Source organism: Flavihumibacter solisilvae, from assembly GCF_000814475.1.
In the GTDB taxonomy this organism is placed as follows: Bacteria; Bacteroidota; Bacteroidia; order Chitinophagales; family Chitinophagaceae; genus Flavihumibacter; species Flavihumibacter solisilvae.
Genome location: NZ_JSVC01000021.1, coordinates 192,748 through 206,976 on the forward strand (window position 1 = coordinate 192,748; position 14,229 = coordinate 206,976).

General features: G+C 45.7%; 13 protein-coding genes. 4 read left to right on the forward strand and 9 right to left on the reverse strand.

The window, feature by feature from the left end:
- Window positions 1–7: 7 nt before the first annotated feature.
- Window positions 8–727: an EcsC family protein gene (locus OI18_RS18715; protein WP_039142584.1), complete on the reverse strand. Its 720-nt coding sequence runs from the start codon at window positions 725–727 to the stop codon at window positions 8–10.
- Between the two features lie 109 nt (window positions 728–836).
- Here OI18_RS18715 and OI18_RS18720 point away from each other — a divergent pair, with 109 nt between their 5' ends.
- The 3 genes from OI18_RS18720 to OI18_RS18730 are packed head-to-tail and all read left to right on the forward strand — an operon-like array spanning window position 837 to window position 5,384.
- On the forward strand, window positions 837–1,973 hold the full coding sequence (locus OI18_RS18720; RefSeq protein ID WP_039142586.1) for a redoxin domain-containing protein: 1,137 nt from the start codon (window positions 837–839) through the stop codon (window positions 1,971–1,973).
- Between the two features lie 43 nt (window positions 1,974–2,016).
- On the forward strand, window positions 2,017–4,227 hold the full coding sequence (locus OI18_RS18725; protein WP_039142587.1) for a B12-binding domain-containing radical SAM protein: 2,211 nt from the start codon (window positions 2,017–2,019) through the stop codon (window positions 4,225–4,227).
- Window positions 4,228–4,250: 23 nt separating this feature from the next.
- The gene (locus tag OI18_RS18730) at window positions 4,251–5,384 is read left to right on the forward strand and encodes an acyloxyacyl hydrolase (RefSeq protein WP_039142588.1); all 1,134 of its coding nucleotides are present in this window, start codon (window positions 4,251–4,253) and stop codon (window positions 5,382–5,384) included.
- A 7-nt stretch (window positions 5,385–5,391) separates the two neighbouring features.
- On the opposite strand, the gene OI18_RS18735 is transcribed toward OI18_RS18730, so the two are convergent.
- From OI18_RS18735 to OI18_RS18755, 5 genes are all read right to left on the reverse strand, one after another.
- The gene (locus OI18_RS18735) at window positions 5,392–6,534 is read right to left on the reverse strand and encodes a PepSY-associated TM helix domain-containing protein (protein ID WP_039142590.1); all 1,143 of its coding nucleotides are present in this window, start codon (window positions 6,532–6,534) and stop codon (window positions 5,392–5,394) included.
- Window positions 6,535–6,563: 29 nt separating this feature from the next.
- A complete protein-coding gene (locus OI18_RS18740) occupies window positions 6,564–8,957 on the reverse strand; it encodes a TonB-dependent receptor (RefSeq protein ID WP_039142591.1) in 2,394 nt (797 codons plus the stop codon).
- 96 nt (window positions 8,958–9,053) lie between these two features.
- Complete coding sequence (locus tag OI18_RS18745; protein WP_039142593.1) at window positions 9,054–9,836, reverse strand: RMD1 family protein; 783 nt, start codon at window positions 9,834–9,836, stop codon at window positions 9,054–9,056.
- Window positions 9,837–9,933: 97 nt separating this feature from the next.
- A complete protein-coding gene (locus OI18_RS18750) occupies window positions 9,934–10,689 on the reverse strand; it encodes a Bax inhibitor-1/YccA family protein (RefSeq protein WP_039142595.1) in 756 nt (251 codons plus the stop codon).
- Between the two features lie 51 nt (window positions 10,690–10,740).
- On the reverse strand, window positions 10,741–11,097 hold the full coding sequence (locus OI18_RS18755) for a beta/gamma crystallin-related protein (protein WP_160290260.1): 357 nt from the start codon (window positions 11,095–11,097) through the stop codon (window positions 10,741–10,743).
- Window positions 11,098–11,160: 63 nt separating this feature from the next.
- Here OI18_RS18755 and prmC point away from each other — a divergent pair, with 63 nt between their 5' ends.
- The gene (prmC, locus tag OI18_RS18760) at window positions 11,161–12,015 is read left to right on the forward strand and encodes a peptide chain release factor N(5)-glutamine methyltransferase (RefSeq protein WP_052273382.1); all 855 of its coding nucleotides are present in this window, start codon (window positions 11,161–11,163) and stop codon (window positions 12,013–12,015) included.
- Between the two features lie 2 nt (window positions 12,016–12,017).
- Here the strand turns inward: prmC and OI18_RS18765 are convergent, their stop codons facing one another.
- The 3 genes from OI18_RS18765 to OI18_RS18775 form a co-directional block, all read right to left on the reverse strand.
- On the reverse strand, window positions 12,018–12,419 hold the full coding sequence (locus OI18_RS18765) for an ExbD/TolR family protein (RefSeq protein ID WP_039142599.1): 402 nt from the start codon (window positions 12,417–12,419) through the stop codon (window positions 12,018–12,020).
- Window positions 12,420–12,474: 55 nt separating this feature from the next.
- Entirely contained in the window at window positions 12,475–13,182 is a 708-nt protein-coding gene (locus tag OI18_RS18770) for a MotA/TolQ/ExbB proton channel family protein (protein ID WP_039142601.1), read from the reverse strand.
- Between the two features lie 105 nt (window positions 13,183–13,287).
- Window positions 13,288–14,217: an SPFH domain-containing protein gene (locus tag OI18_RS18775; RefSeq protein ID WP_039142602.1), complete on the reverse strand. Its 930-nt coding sequence runs from the start codon at window positions 14,215–14,217 to the stop codon at window positions 13,288–13,290.
- Window positions 14,218–14,229: the final 12 nt, after the last annotated feature.

Below are 14,229 nucleotides of genomic sequence, written 5' to 3' on the forward strand. Positions count from 1 at the left end.
TATACGGCTACAAAATCCGCATCCGGTAGGCGTTCATTGCAGTTATGCCCAGTTTTTTTACCAGCCGGTAGTTTACAATCACACCAACAGGTGCTCCAATTACCGGCATAAGCTGGGCAATTTTTGCGATATCAAGATAATCCCTGTATTCCTGTTGAAAACTGCGCCAGTCAAACTGGTTAATGTCTTCAGGAAGCGTCAGGCTCTTCATTTTCCAGTCCGTCATTTTCAGGTACACATTCCGCCGGTGTTCATGGCTGCTGAAGGCCAGCTCAAAAATATGAAGGAGGTATACCCTTTCACGGTAATCGCTGACATCAAATCCATAAAGGGATGCGATGTCATACAGCAGTTTTAGTTTGATACCCAGCAGGATCGGAAAATCAGCGAGGCCAAGCAACAAGCCGCCGGCCCCGGTCACGCCACCCTCTACCGCAGCAGTTTTACGATAAATATCTATTCGGTTCAACACGGCCATTTCCCTTGCCACCAGTGATTGTTCTGTCGATGGAGCCGCCGTAGTGTATTTTGCTCCGAATAGCACGCCCCTGATCATTTGCTTGATGGTGGTGGTGATGGCCTGGTGCACTTTTTCAGGAATCAACCTGTTGACACGCCGCTGCAACTGTTTTGAAAGATTATTCAGTAAAGATGGCTGCCGTTGCATTTGCCGCTGCCAATGACGCAGTTCCAATTCCGCTCTCTTTACATACAAGTCAGTATGCATAACCATAGTTTTTGAGTCTGGGCTCGCTTATCAGCCCACAGTCAATGAAATAAATTCCTGTGCCAGAGCGGAATCACTTTTTTAGCTATCTTTTAATAAATCTGTCAGCATGAAAAGTACTGTTTTTTGCTGGTTAGCCTTCCTTCTTGCGATTTCGTTCCCCGCTATTAAGCCATATGCAAGCCCCCGACAGGATCCACCAACTCTTACCATCGGGTCGGAGGCGCCTGAATTCAATTTGCCTGGAGTAGATGGAAAGAACTGGTCTCTCAGTTCATTTAAAAATTCGCAATTGCTTGTCCTGGTATTTACCTGCAACCACTGTCCTACCGCACAGGCATATGAAGACCGTTTGATCCGGCTGACAGATGAATATAAATCCCGTGGCGTAGCTGTTGTTGCCATCTCTCCAAATGACCCTAAAGCCATCACTTTAAGTGAACTTGACTATACTGACCTGAGCGATAGTTTTGAGGAGATGAAGATCAGGGCCAGTGAAAAGAAATTCAACTTCCCCTACCTGTATGATGGTGAAACCCAGCAGGTTGCAAGGAAATACGGTCCAGTAGCAACGCCACATGTTTTTATTTTCGATAAGAATCGGAAACTACGATACCAGGGGAGGATCGACAATGTAGAAAAACCATCAAAAACACCGACTCAAACAGATACCAGGGCGGCGATTGATGCGTTGCTTGCGGGACAGGAAGTACCAGTAAAGTCAACTAAAGTCTTTGGGTGTTCGATCAAATGGGCCTCGAAAGAAGACTGGATCATTAAGGCCAGGGAAACCTGGGCAAGGGAGCCGGTAAAAGTAGAACCGATTGATGAGGCAGGAATTCGAGCACTCTTGAAAAATACGACCAAAAAACTCCGGCTAGTCAATGTATGGGCAACCTGGTGCGGTCCTTGCGTGACTGAACTCCCTGACTTTATTACCATTAACCGGATGTACAGGAGCCGTGATTTTGAGCTTGTAACCATAAGTGCCGATGATCCATCAAAAAACGAAAAAGTGCTTGAGTTCCTTCAAAAACAGCAGGCTTCAAACCTCAATTACCATTTTAATGGGGAAGACAAATACAGCCTGATTGAAGCGATCGACCCGAATTGGCAGGGCGCACTTCCTTATACGATCCTGGTTGAACCCGGCGGAAAGATTGTGTATGCCAGGCAGGGCCCTATTAACCTTTCGGCTATGAAAAAACTGATTGTTGATCACCCGATGATTGGACGCTATTTCTGAAACCGGCCATTTAAGGATAATTTTGCGGATAAATTTATCCGTTTTGCCTATCTCTGTATATCTGGTCACACCTCCATTCACACAGCTGAATACACCGTATCCGGCAACCGCATACCTTAAGGGTTTCCTGAACACCCGGGGGATCAGTTCCTTTCAGTCAGACCTTGGTATAGAAGCAACCCTCGCGATTTTTTCACGGAAGGGCCTTACAAAACTTTTTGACACCATCGATTCCGGACAAAGCGATTCAAAGGAAACACTGTCGCTCAATGCACGACGAATCATTACTTTAAAGGACGACTATTTACAATCAATCGACGATGTGATCCTGTTCCTCCAGGGAAAAAATCCAACGCTGGCCCACCTTATCTGTAAACGCGACTTTCTTCCGGAAGCCAGTCGTTTTGAGCAGTTGGATGACCTGGTGTGGGCGTTCGGCAGTATGGGAACGCAGGATAAAGCCAAACATCTCGCAACTTTATACCTTGAAGATTTATCGGACCTGATCAAGGAATGTGTTGATGAACATTTTGGTTTCAGCAGGTATGCAGAAAAACTCGCCCGGTCTGCAAACAGTTTCGACACACTGTATGATACGCTTCACCAGGAATATACCTACATAGATGAAATTTTAGTGGCAATACTGGAAGAAAGGATGAATACACTTGCCCCCACGCTGGTCGCCTTATCCGTTCCCTTTCCAGGCAACCTTTACACTGCCCTGCGATGCGGACAATGGATTAAGCAGCATTACCCATCAGTTAAAGTTGCCATGGGTGGAGGCTTTCCAAATACTGAACTGCGATCACTTACAGATCCAAGAGTATTCGAATTTGTTGATTTCATAACGCTTGATGACGGGGAGACACCGATCGAAAACCTGGTGCATTTCCTGGAAGGAAAAAAGGAAGTAACTGAACTGAAGCGCACTTTCATGCTCAGGGAGGGTGTTGTAACCTATATCAATAATAATTCCTGTGCTGATTACAAGCAGGGACAGGTAGGTACACCAGACTATGGCGACTTCGTACTGGATAAATACATTTCCGCAATCGAGATCGTAAATCCTATGCATAGCCTGTGGAGTGACGGCAGATGGAATAAGCTTACGATGGCACATGGTTGTTACTGGGGCAAGTGCACTTTTTGCGACACTTCACTTGATTACATCCGCTTATACGAACCTGTTACTGCGTCTTTGTTGTGTGACAGGATGGAAGAACAGATTGCACAAACCGGGCAGAACGGTTTTCACTTTGTTGACGAAGCCGCACCTCCTGCGTTGATGAGGGCCCTGGCACTGGAAATTATCAGGAGGAAACTGGTTGTGAGTTGGTGGACGAATATCCGGTTTGAAAAAAGCTTTACACGTGACCTCTGCCTTTTATTGAAAGCATCAGGATGTATCGGTGTTTCGGGCGGATTGGAAGTAGCATCCGACCGGCTGCTTCAATTAATACAAAAAGGTATTACAGTTTCGCAGGTGGCGCGCGTAAACAAACATTTCACAGAAGCGGGGATAATGGTGCATGCATACCTGATGTACGGTTTCCCGACCCAGACCGCCCAGGAAACAATCGACTCGCTGGAAATGGTGCGCCAGATGTTTGAAGCAGGTATTCTGCAATCTGCATTCTGGCACCAGTTCACCATGACAGCACACAGCCCCGTTGGCCTGGAACCGGAAAAATTCAAAGTCAGGAGGCAATCAGAACAGGTTGGAACCTTTGCCAATAACGACGTTGACCACATTGATCCGACCGGAGCCGAGCATCCGGCCTTCGCGTATGGACTAAAAAAATCATTACTGAATTTCATGCATGGATCATGCATAGACTATCCGCTTCACCGGTGGTTCGATTTTAAAACTCCAAAGACCACAATTGCGCCGGACTATATTGTGAAATCACTTGAAGTTGATGATGGAGCCATAATGAAACCAACTACAAGGATCACCTGGCTGGGGAAGCAACCTGAACTTACAGTAGTGTCTAAATCAAAAAAGGGCCAGCACTGGGAAATGGCGGAACTTACTTTCGAAACAAAAAAAGCCTCACATGCGATCCGGGTGCCGGTAGAAGAAGGTCAATGGCTGGCGAAACTTCTCCCGGAGTTGTCCGTACACAACCAAAAGATATGGACACGAAAAGAAGTAAAAGAAAGTTATGAATCAGCGGGATTACCGGATTTCGAGTTGTTCTGGGACAATAAACCAATGAATACACTATATAAGGCAGGGTTGCTCCAGGTTTAACAGTTGAACAACAAACAGGAATTATGAAACACATTTTTCTTGTTTTCAAAATTCTTACCAATGCTTTTGCTTTTGGCCAAAGCGACAGCCTGCTTCGTGTTGACGGGAAACAACCCAACATTCATTCTATTGGAAGCGGTATCCAGCACGGATTTATTTTCGCGCACTCTAAGGAAGTGCAGAACACGAAAGGCAGTCACCCGACTGGCGCCGAGTTGATAGTCAGCTGGCAACGAAGTGATGCAGCAGTCTGGTCAATCTGCAATTGTTTACCGCGAAAAGGCATTTTACTTTCATACTTCGACTATGACAATGCGATACTAGGTAAAAGTGTTACTGCTGCTTATTTCCTTGAACCAACCTACAGGTTATCCCGCAACTCTTATTTTAGTTTCAAAGGTTCAGCAGGACTTTCATACCTGACCAATCCATTTGACAGTATTTCAAATCCAACCAATAAATCTTACAGCACGAACCTGAGTGCTTATTTACAGGTAGGAATCGGCCTGTGGTTAAAACTCAGTGACAGATGGTGGATCAATGCTTCAATGAACTATAACCATGAATCAAATGGTGGTATGAAGCAACCGAACAAAGGAATCAACTGGCCAACCGGGGGACTGCTGGTGAATTATATGCTTGATCCCAGGCCGTTTTACCGTGGACATTTCACCAAGGAAAAATACTGGCTTAAATACCCTGTGCGCTGGGAGCTGGCAATTTTCGGAATGGCGAGACGTGCGCTTGAAAGCGGCAGCAGCAGCCGCTTTCCGTTGATTGGCATGATGCTTCTTGCCGGAAAACAGGTTGGCCGGATAAATGCCCTGACACTCAGTACGGAAATATATTATGATGAAAAACTTCGTTTATTGTTAAAGGCAGACAGCGTGGATGCCAGTGCAACAAAGGCGGGTTTAATGATCGGTCATGAATTCATTCTTGGGCGTTTTCTTTTCAGCCAGCGGCTTGGATTATATTATTTTGACCAGACACCCTATTTTGACCAATTGTATCACAGGTGGGGAATTCAATATAATTTCAGAAACAGGTTTGGAATTGGTTTTAACATGAAAGCACACAGGCAGGTGGCAGAATTTGTTGATTTGCGATTCTCCTATGTGCTCAATAACCGGTCCTCGATGAAATTCATATATTAATGTTGCCTCAAACTATTTGAGTTTGCAGCCGCACATATCCTCTTTTCCTTCTTCTTCCCCACCAGATTACAAAACCTGTTACGGGAAGGCTTGCTGCGATGAGGCTACCAAAAAATGCGAGGATCTTCCCACGCAGGCCAAGAATCTGCCCCACATGAACATCATAATTCATCCGCATCAGCTTTTCTGCTGCACCTGCATCTTTGAATCTGCCATAAAGATGCGTCACCGGAATTTCTTTCAGTGTATACCGGTCGAAGTACCGGTAATCCGCCTTCCAGTACGTGCCCGCATCCGGGTTTATAGCGACCTCAATTGAAGCAGAATCATGCGTCGGGTAATGAACTTCCATAATTTCGGCTTCAGGGTGTTCAATCTTCATGTTATGCCAGATAAGGTCTTCTGCAGGCACACCGGCTTTGAGCCCACTAACCGGTTTTGAAGAATAAGTTTCTTCAAACACATTGAGCTTTTTCCCGCCTGAAGTCAACCAGTAAACCGAGCCGGCAAACCATTGGAATCCCCAGATCAACCCGGTAAATGCGATGAAAATGGCTATCCAGGTCATGTAAAAACCGAGGACATTATGCAGGTCATAATTTTTCCGTTTCCACTTGGCATTCCACTTAATTGAAAACCGCTGCCTGGCTGCTGCTTTGTTTCGTGGCCACCAGAGGATTATGCCTGTGATCATCATGACCAGGAATATCAGTGTAGCGCTGGCAACTATTGGCTGCCCTATTGCAGGCGGAAGCCATAAGTAAAAATGCCCCATCACAAGCACGCGGAAAAAGTCCCGGTTCATGTCTTTAACCTTCAGTACTTCACCGCTATATGGATCAATAAACACTATGTAGTAGTAATTCTCCGGCTCAAAGTTGTAAAAAGAAACCTGGGCCGCCTTACCGGGCCCCTGGTAGCTTACGCTGTGTGCATGTTTGCCGGGCACTTCCGCCGCCGCAATGTCAAGCATTGCAGACGGTGGAAGGAACGGATTCGACTGCGTAGTTACGTGCCTGTAAGACTGGAGCGATTCTATTTCTTTCTGAAAGGCAAGCATGCATCCGGTGATTCCAAGGAACACGACAATCAGTCCTGACGCCAGTCCCAGCCAGAGATGAATCTTACCTATTGTTTTTCGAAAACTCAAGAGTTGCTGTTTAAATGCAGATTAAGTTATTAGAAACGATAGCCTACTGTCACACGGTAATTCCTTTCAGGCTCTGATTGCCAATAGTAATATGAACCATACGGTGAACCAGAATACAGGTAGCTGTTCAACAGGTTGTTTGCATTGAGTGCTATGCTGAACTGGTTGCCTTGCCATGACAGCCCTCCGTCCATGCGGAAATAATCAGGCAACGATGCACTAGTTCCATCGAACACATACCAGGAGGAACGATCAACCAGCCACTGGTAACCCAGCGAGAGTCCAATGCCTTTGAATGCGCCGGCACCAACGCGGTATGTGAGCCAGGCATTGCTTATGTGTCTTGCCGTTCCGGGAACCTGCTCGCCGATAGTCAGGCTTTTCGGATCTTCTGAAGTTTTCGATTCATTGAATGCATAGTTAAACACCAGTTGAAGGTTGTTAAGGATCATTCCACGCAGATCAAACTCTATCCCCTTCACTTCCTGCCCTACCGCCCGGTTGAAGGTAGTTGCGCCCACAATTGTATCGTTAATCAATGCATTATCTTTTTCAATTTTGAACACACTCAGTGTTGTATTCCATCTTCCATCGAACCAATCGCGTTTTATCCCGGCTTCTATATTTGATCCGGTCAGGGCTCCGAATGGCTTGCCAGTATAGTCGGTCCCGAAATTAGGAACAAAGGCCTGGTCATATACAGCATAGGCTGAAGTCTGCTTGTCAATCGAATAGCTCAGCCCAATGCGGGGTGTCAATTTATCATCGGAGGTGTTTTGGCCTGCTTCATAAGGGTCCCTTGTTTCCGCTTTGGTGTATCTGCCGGCAAGGGTCAGCCTGAGCTTTCCATCCAGCAATCCCAACTCATCCTGTACATAAAAACCAGTATTGCTGTTCGCATAATGCACGCCCCTTTCACGGATTGACCTGGAGCGATCCCAGGTCGGGATTTCAGTTGCCGGAATAAGCCCATATTTTGGTGAATAAATATTGAAATCCGGTGTCCCTAATGCGGCAAACTGGCCAAAATCTGCATAATAGTCCATATGCCCCATATCTATACCTGCCAGGATCTTATGGGTAACATTTCCGGTCACTTCTTTGCCAGTCACAAACAGTTGCCCGATCTTATTAGTCCCCAGTGCATCCCAGATAGATATTCCACGTTGCATATCGCCGTTTGGCTCAACACTCCATGGCCAGATGGACTGACCTTTCAGGTCATATTTGAAGTATGCCAATTGACCTGTGAAGTTCCAGTTTGAATTTATCTGGTGTTTCAGTACAGCCAGGATGTTACGATCATTGATTTTAGCCGGATCCAGGTTATCCTCTGACGTGGTAAAGCTTACAGGAAGATCAGCGTATTTATTTGGCGAAAAAGAGTAGTTGGAACCAATAACGCTCATTTCAGAAAACTGGTGTGTATACTCAAGCGTCAATGACGTTTTATCGTTAAAATTATACTGCAGTACCGGCACAATGGAGTAGCGGTTATTGTATTCGAAGTCCCGGTGTGAACCTTTGAGTTGCCCCATTAAATTTATGCGATACAACAACTTACCATCTTTGCTAAGTTTTCCGTCAAGATCAAGAGTCGCCCTGTAATTTTCGTAACTGCCAAGTGAAAGTGTTACTTCGCCTTTGTCCTGCCCGGTTGGCTTTTTTGTTACCACATTATAGAAGCCGCTTGGTTCACCATTTGCCATCATGAAACCGGCCGGCCCCTTCACAAATTCGATCCGATCTACCATGCTCATATCTTCGGTCAGGGGGCCCCAGGGCATCTGTACATTCATCCCATTCCGGAACGCAGCGATTTGAGAACCTCGCATGTTGATACGTGCATAGTTGTCCCAATGCTCGACTTTATGTGCTCCACTTACGTTACGCGTTACACCTTCGAGCATATCGAAGATCTGCTGATCTGAAATTACCTTCCCGGTTACTACCTGGATGTTCTGTGGCAGATCTTTAATCGGCGTCTGCAGTCTGAGTCCCGACGAAAGCGATGAAGTTTTGTAGTTCCTCCGGCCGACCTTCACCACAACTTCTTCAAGCTGCTTTCCGGATACTTCGAGGCGGATCTGCACTGTCGAAGTTTTATCGGATGCCGTAGTTATTGCCTGTTCGAAATTATCATATCCGACTAACGACACTTCCAGCGTATATGTTGCCGGACGCAGATTCCGGAAAATGAAGGAGCCATCCTCGGCGGTTGTAGTTATCCGGCTTGTGCCGCGTAATTGAACCGTAACATCCGCAGCCGGACTGCCATCTGATGTAGTTATATTTCCCTTAATCACAGAAAGCCCATCTTCGGGCCCATTACCAGATGCAAGTACAGCAGCAGGTAACAGGATTACAAGGATCATACATGTAAAGAACTGGAGACATTGATATATTGATGATTTCCTTTCCATAAACAATTACATTTTCTGCCGCAAAATTGCTTTGCGCATATTGTTTGTGTTTACAGAATCGGGAATTGCAGTTACGCGATCAGGAAAAAGGGACAATCACCTGGCCATGATCTTTTCAACAAACAGGTTGATCACTTCTACAAAGATGAGAAGTATGATAATCCACTCAAGTACAACACTGTTGCGGTATTGAAGCAGATCCTTAAAGAGATCAAGGTTTTCCTTGAGTATTCCTAACCTCTTCTCAATTGTCCTGAACCGGGACTGGAGGTCAAATGTCCGCTTTAGGCCCAGGTCAAGCGTGTTTAACTCTTCGTCTACCCATGTTTCTTCAGGCGAATCGAAGATATAGAGGTTCTCGGCTATCCGGTTTTTGAGGTTCAGTGCTTTCCCGATATATCTTTTGATGCGGATTCCCGAAAGTTCAAGCCGTCCCCTGACTTCCAGCGACTGTGTATGACGGTTAGCCTCTTCCATAAGAAGTCCTGTCAGACTTTCGAAATGATCAAGCGCAACAGACTGTGACACGTGCAACATGATCAGCCGGAGCATTTCCACATCCCTTTTTGGGATGCTCACTTTATCAAACCCAAAATGCAGGCGGCCGGCGTTAGTATCGATATCGAATTCATCAGACAGCCTTACAGGCAGAATGTGACGGCAGAAAGGTGAAATCAGCTGGATAAAAGCTGACATTTCTATTTCGGAATGGTTCAGAAAGCTAACTACTCCGTATTTAAATACATAAATGAACTTATCTGTATCGATCTTGAAAAAAAGCTCATCGGCATCTGAATGGAAAAGCTCTGCAGTAAACGCCGTTCGGAATTGTCGGATGTCTATGCTGTCGGCCAGTTGGTATGCATGTACTTTGAACATATTTCCCTGATGATGTCCCTCTTGTTCACAAATCTAACAAAAAAGGCCCGCAGGTAATAATACCATGCGGACCTCTATCATATTGTTATTATACAGGTTAATCCCTGCTTGAGATCTTGCTCAACAATTTCAGTATTTCGATGTACAGCCAAACAATAGTAACCAGCAACCCGAAGGCGCCATACCATTCCATGTATTTCGGTGCACCCATTGCTACTCCATTTTCGATCATATCGAAATCGAGAATGAGGCTGAGTGCGGCAACCACCACAACAACCAGAGAGAATCCTATTCCGAGCAGGCTGCCTTCATGAAGGAAAGCAATATCGATCCCGAACATACGGCAAACCATAGCAATCAGGTAAAAAATGCCAATTCCTGCTATTGCTACAAACATTACGGATTTAAAGCGCTGTGTTGCTTTAATTACACCGGTTCTGTAAAGTGCATACATTGCTATAACGGTGCCGAATGTAAGGGCTACCGCCTGCATTACAATGCCTGGTGCAGTTTCAGCGAAGGAATAGTTAAAGTAGGCGGAAATACCACCAACAAACACTCCCTGTAAAAGGCCATAAGGTGGCGCAAGATAAGGTGCGAGGTTCGGTTTGAAGGATATTACAAGCGCAAGGATTAACCCGCCTATTGCTGCCCCCATCATCCATGCCATAACATTAACGCCCTGGTAAAATGCACCCCATGTAAAAACGGCTGAGGCCATCACCATGAAGAAGAGGAAGAAAAACTTGTTCAGTGTACCACGCTCGGTCATTACCGTGCTGCGATCCCCCGCCAGTGTTGCTTCAAACCTGTTTGAACCAAGGGTAGGATTTCCGGATTTAAAAATTGCCATGAATATTCATTTTAATGGGACCAAATTAGCATAATCCGGAAATTATGCAAGTTAATTTGCTGCAGGGCGCCTATAATAGGCAACAGGTTTGCCGGGCTGGTAAATCACCTTGATGGATTTAACCAGGTTTTCCCATTGTGGCGGAAAACAACTGACGCTTGCACTTACGATGAAAGGCTGACCGATCAGGGCAGTATCCGTATAAAGCTCTACCACGAACCCCGCAGGCACCATCAGGGACGCAATGCTCTTATTAGACAACCGGAATTGAGACGGATCCGAATAGTTTCCAGGCCGGAGCACAGATGTTTCACCTTTGTAATTACATTTTGTGTAAAGCACTACCTGAGCTTCAGTGTCAAATCCAGTAGCAACAAACATTAAGATGTTTAACAGGATCAGTTTCATATTGCCAACATTACACATATACCAATGTAGTCAATTTGCCTGTTATTCTGCCTAATTTTACGCATGACCATAATATCCGCTTACCAGCAATTAGTAACTGAACTCACCCCCCTATACAACGAAAATGAAGCGGCAGTGATAGCCGGAATGGTGTTCGAAAAAATAACAGGTGAGAGACGGATCACACGCCGGCTTGAGCAAATTGTCTTAAGTCCTGGCCAGCAGAATGACCTGGAAAAATATCGGCAACAGTTACTTGAATACCGGCCTGTTCAGTACGTATTGCACGAAGCCTGGTTCCAGGATATGCGCTTTTATGTAGATGAACAAGTCCTGATCCCGAGGCCTGAGACAGAGGAGCTTGTTGAATGGATCGTTACTGATTTCCGGACCAGTGAGGAGCCTTTCACGCTTTTAGATATCGGCAGCGGGTCGGGCTGCATTCCCATCAGCCTGGCAAAAAAATTACCCTGTTGCATCGTTCACAGTTGTGATGTCAGCAGTGGGGCACTTGAAGTCTCGAACAGGAATGCACATGAGCTTGGGGCAAAAGTGCAATGGCACCAGGCAGATTTCCTTGATAGCAGCATGTGGGATAATTTACCGGCAGCTGAGGTAATAGTGAGCAACCCCCCATATATTCCTCAAAGCGGCAAAAGCGGCATGGATAAACATGTTGTGGATTTCGAACCGGGCATCGCATTGTTCGTTCCGGATAATAATGCGCTTATATTTTATGAAGCCATCGCTGCATTTGTCAACATCAGGGCGAAAGCAGGTGCTGCAATTTATGTGGAGATCCATGAAGGTCTCGCGTCAGAAGTTCAGGCAGTGTTCGCTGCTTCCGGCCTTACTGAGATCCAGGTAAGACTTGATATGCAGGGCAAAGAACGTATGATTCGCGCAGTGAAGGCGTAATATTATTGGCCACTTTTGTCAACTGCCAGTACAGACCTGGCACCCAGTTCCCTTGCTACCCGCATCACAGCCACGACATTTTCCACAGGCACCGACTTGTCAGCATTTATTACCACCGATGGTTGATCAGTTTCTTTGGCAAGAATTGGTTGCAGTTTCAGCTTCAGTTCTTCCATGCTCACCTTCGACGTACCAACATAAAACTGGTTATTGGCATCAATAGACACCACAACCGTCTGCTTAGCCTTGGTATCACTCTTTGCTTTTGGCTGCGAAAGTTTGATAACATTCGGATTAGCGAGTGTGGATACGATCAGGAAGAATAACAGAAGAATGAACAGGATGTCATTCAAAGCGCCCGTATGCACTTCAGCGTGTCCTCTTAATCTTCTTTTGATGTTCATTATTCAAAGTAAAAAGTGAAAAGTAAAAATTAAAAAACCGGGAACGTCATGAGGTTTACCTTGTGGGTTCCTGCAGGGTGTCAAGGAAATCTGCGCTGGCGACTTCCATTTTGTTCACTGTCTTATCGATCTGCGCGTTGAGAAAACTGTAACCAACATATGCAAGAAGTCCAATGATGAGACCGGTCGCTGACGTGATCATTTTGACATAAATTCCACTGGCGATTGTGCTCAATGTATATTCACCGGTTGAACTGATCCCGTAAAACAATTGCACCATACCCACAATCGTTCCGAGGAACCCGAACATCGGCGCGATACCGGAAATCAGCGACAGCACACTAAGGTTCCTTTCCATTTTATACATCTCCAGTTTCCCCACATTCTCCATACTCCGTTCGATGGCATCAATTGGTTTGCCTATCCTTTGAATTCCCTTGTCAATGATGCGGGCTACAGGGTGATTGGTATTCTTGGTCAGGGATCTTGCTGCAGCCACATTTCCACTGAGGATATGATCACGGATAATACTCATGAAATTGTCGTCGATCTTGCTGGCTTTTTTGATGGCAATATATCTTTCAAAGAAAAAGTAAATCGCCAGCACGAGCAGGAGCAACAGCGGAATCATTAGTACACCACCCTGCATCAGCAGGTCGATCAGGTTCAGTTCTTTTGCTGTACCACTCCCGTTCAAAGCCGCCTGGGTGCTGTCCGCAAGCCTTCTTGCCGTATCCGCAATCTGTAAGAGGAACAAATTCATGTCGTTTTCAGTGTTTATATCAAATGTAAAGCCAACGTCTAAATAAAAAGATTATTTCTATCCCCGGCTGTTTATAAGATGCTATTAACAATTTGTATAGAAAGATCAGGTTCCGCTTTGCTTTACCATCAACGCCTGGATCTGTTTCATTGTCTTTTCCATACCATCGGCACTTCCATCCAGGAAGATGACATTTCCTTTTCCATACTCGGCAAAATTCTTCACTGCTTCCGTCCACATACTGAAGAGAATGACATTGGTATCGAGGTTCGCCTGGCGCATCCTGTCAGCTGCTTCTGACATCCCCCGGGCTACTTCCTCCCTGAAGAGCGCAACGCCCTGCCCACGCAGCCTGGCGGCTTCTCTTTCTGCCTCGGCCGCAATTTTAATCGCATTTCCTTCGGCTTCGGCATTCTTAGTTTTGGTGATCAGCAGTGCCTGGCCTTCATTTTCAGCTGCCGCCTTAAGGTTATTGGACGCTACAACCTTGCTCATACTGTCCATGATCGCCTTGTCAAATGTGATGTCATTGATCTGGAGATCAAGCAGGTGGTATCCCCAATCTTCCAGCAGCTGATCTATTTGCTCTTTTACATATTCAACAATTTCCTTACGTAATGCCAGGATCTCAGCCTGTCGCTTTGTCGCAACGAATGACCGGATGGTCCCTTCAATTGTTCGTGACAAGGCCTGCATCAGATCTCGCTCGCTGATGAACTTAAATGCAACTTTTTTTATCGTTTCCTCTGACTCGTTCTGTACGGCATACAATAACATGCTTTTGAAATACACATTTGCCTGGTCAGCCGTAACCGCCTGGAACTCCATTTCAACAGACCTGTTCTGTACGGAAACCCTTTTGGAGACCTGCTCGATAAAAGGGATTATGAAATTCAATCCGGGATGGAGGACACGCCTGTATTTCCCAAACATGGTAACCACTCCGACGGTTCCCTGGTTTACAGTTTTCAATCCGAGTAACAGAAGCAATACCAGGATAATTATCCACCAGAAAGACAACAGGGTTTCAGGCATAAAAAGATTTAA

Excerpts from the sequence above, each read along its gene's own strand:
- OI18_RS18715 (WP_039142584.1), bottom strand. The coding sequence starts at position 727 with ATGCATACTGACTTGTATGTAAAGAGAGCGGAATTGGAACTGCGTCAT.
- OI18_RS18720 (WP_039142586.1), top strand. The coding sequence starts at position 837 with ATGAAAAGTACTGTTTTTTGCTGGTTAGCCTTCCTTCTTGCGATTTCG.
- OI18_RS18730 (WP_039142588.1), top strand. The coding sequence starts at position 4,251 with ATGAAACACATTTTTCTTGTTTTCAAAATTCTTACCAATGCTTTTGCT.
- OI18_RS18740 (WP_039142591.1), bottom strand. The coding sequence starts at position 8,957 with ATGGAAAGGAAATCATCAATATATCAATGTCTCCAGTTCTTTACATGT.
- OI18_RS18745 (WP_039142593.1), bottom strand. The coding sequence starts at position 9,836 with ATGTTCAAAGTACATGCATACCAACTGGCCGACAGCATAGACATCCGA.
- OI18_RS18750 (WP_039142595.1), bottom strand. The coding sequence starts at position 10,689 with ATGGCAATTTTTAAATCCGGAAATCCTACCCTTGGTTCAAACAGGTTT.
- OI18_RS18755 (WP_160290260.1), bottom strand. The coding sequence starts at position 11,097 with ATGAAACTGATCCTGTTAAACATCTTAATGTTTGTTGCTACTGGATTT.
- prmC (WP_052273382.1), top strand. The coding sequence starts at position 11,161 with ATGACCATAATATCCGCTTACCAGCAATTAGTAACTGAACTCACCCCC.
- OI18_RS18765 (WP_039142599.1), bottom strand. The coding sequence starts at position 12,419 with ATGAACATCAAAAGAAGATTAAGAGGACACGCTGAAGTGCATACGGGC.
- OI18_RS18770 (WP_039142601.1), bottom strand. The coding sequence starts at position 13,182 with ATGAATTTGTTCCTCTTACAGATTGCGGATACGGCAAGAAGGCTTGCG.
- OI18_RS18775 (WP_039142602.1), bottom strand. The coding sequence starts at position 14,217 with ATGCCTGAAACCCTGTTGTCTTTCTGGTGGATAATTATCCTGGTATTG.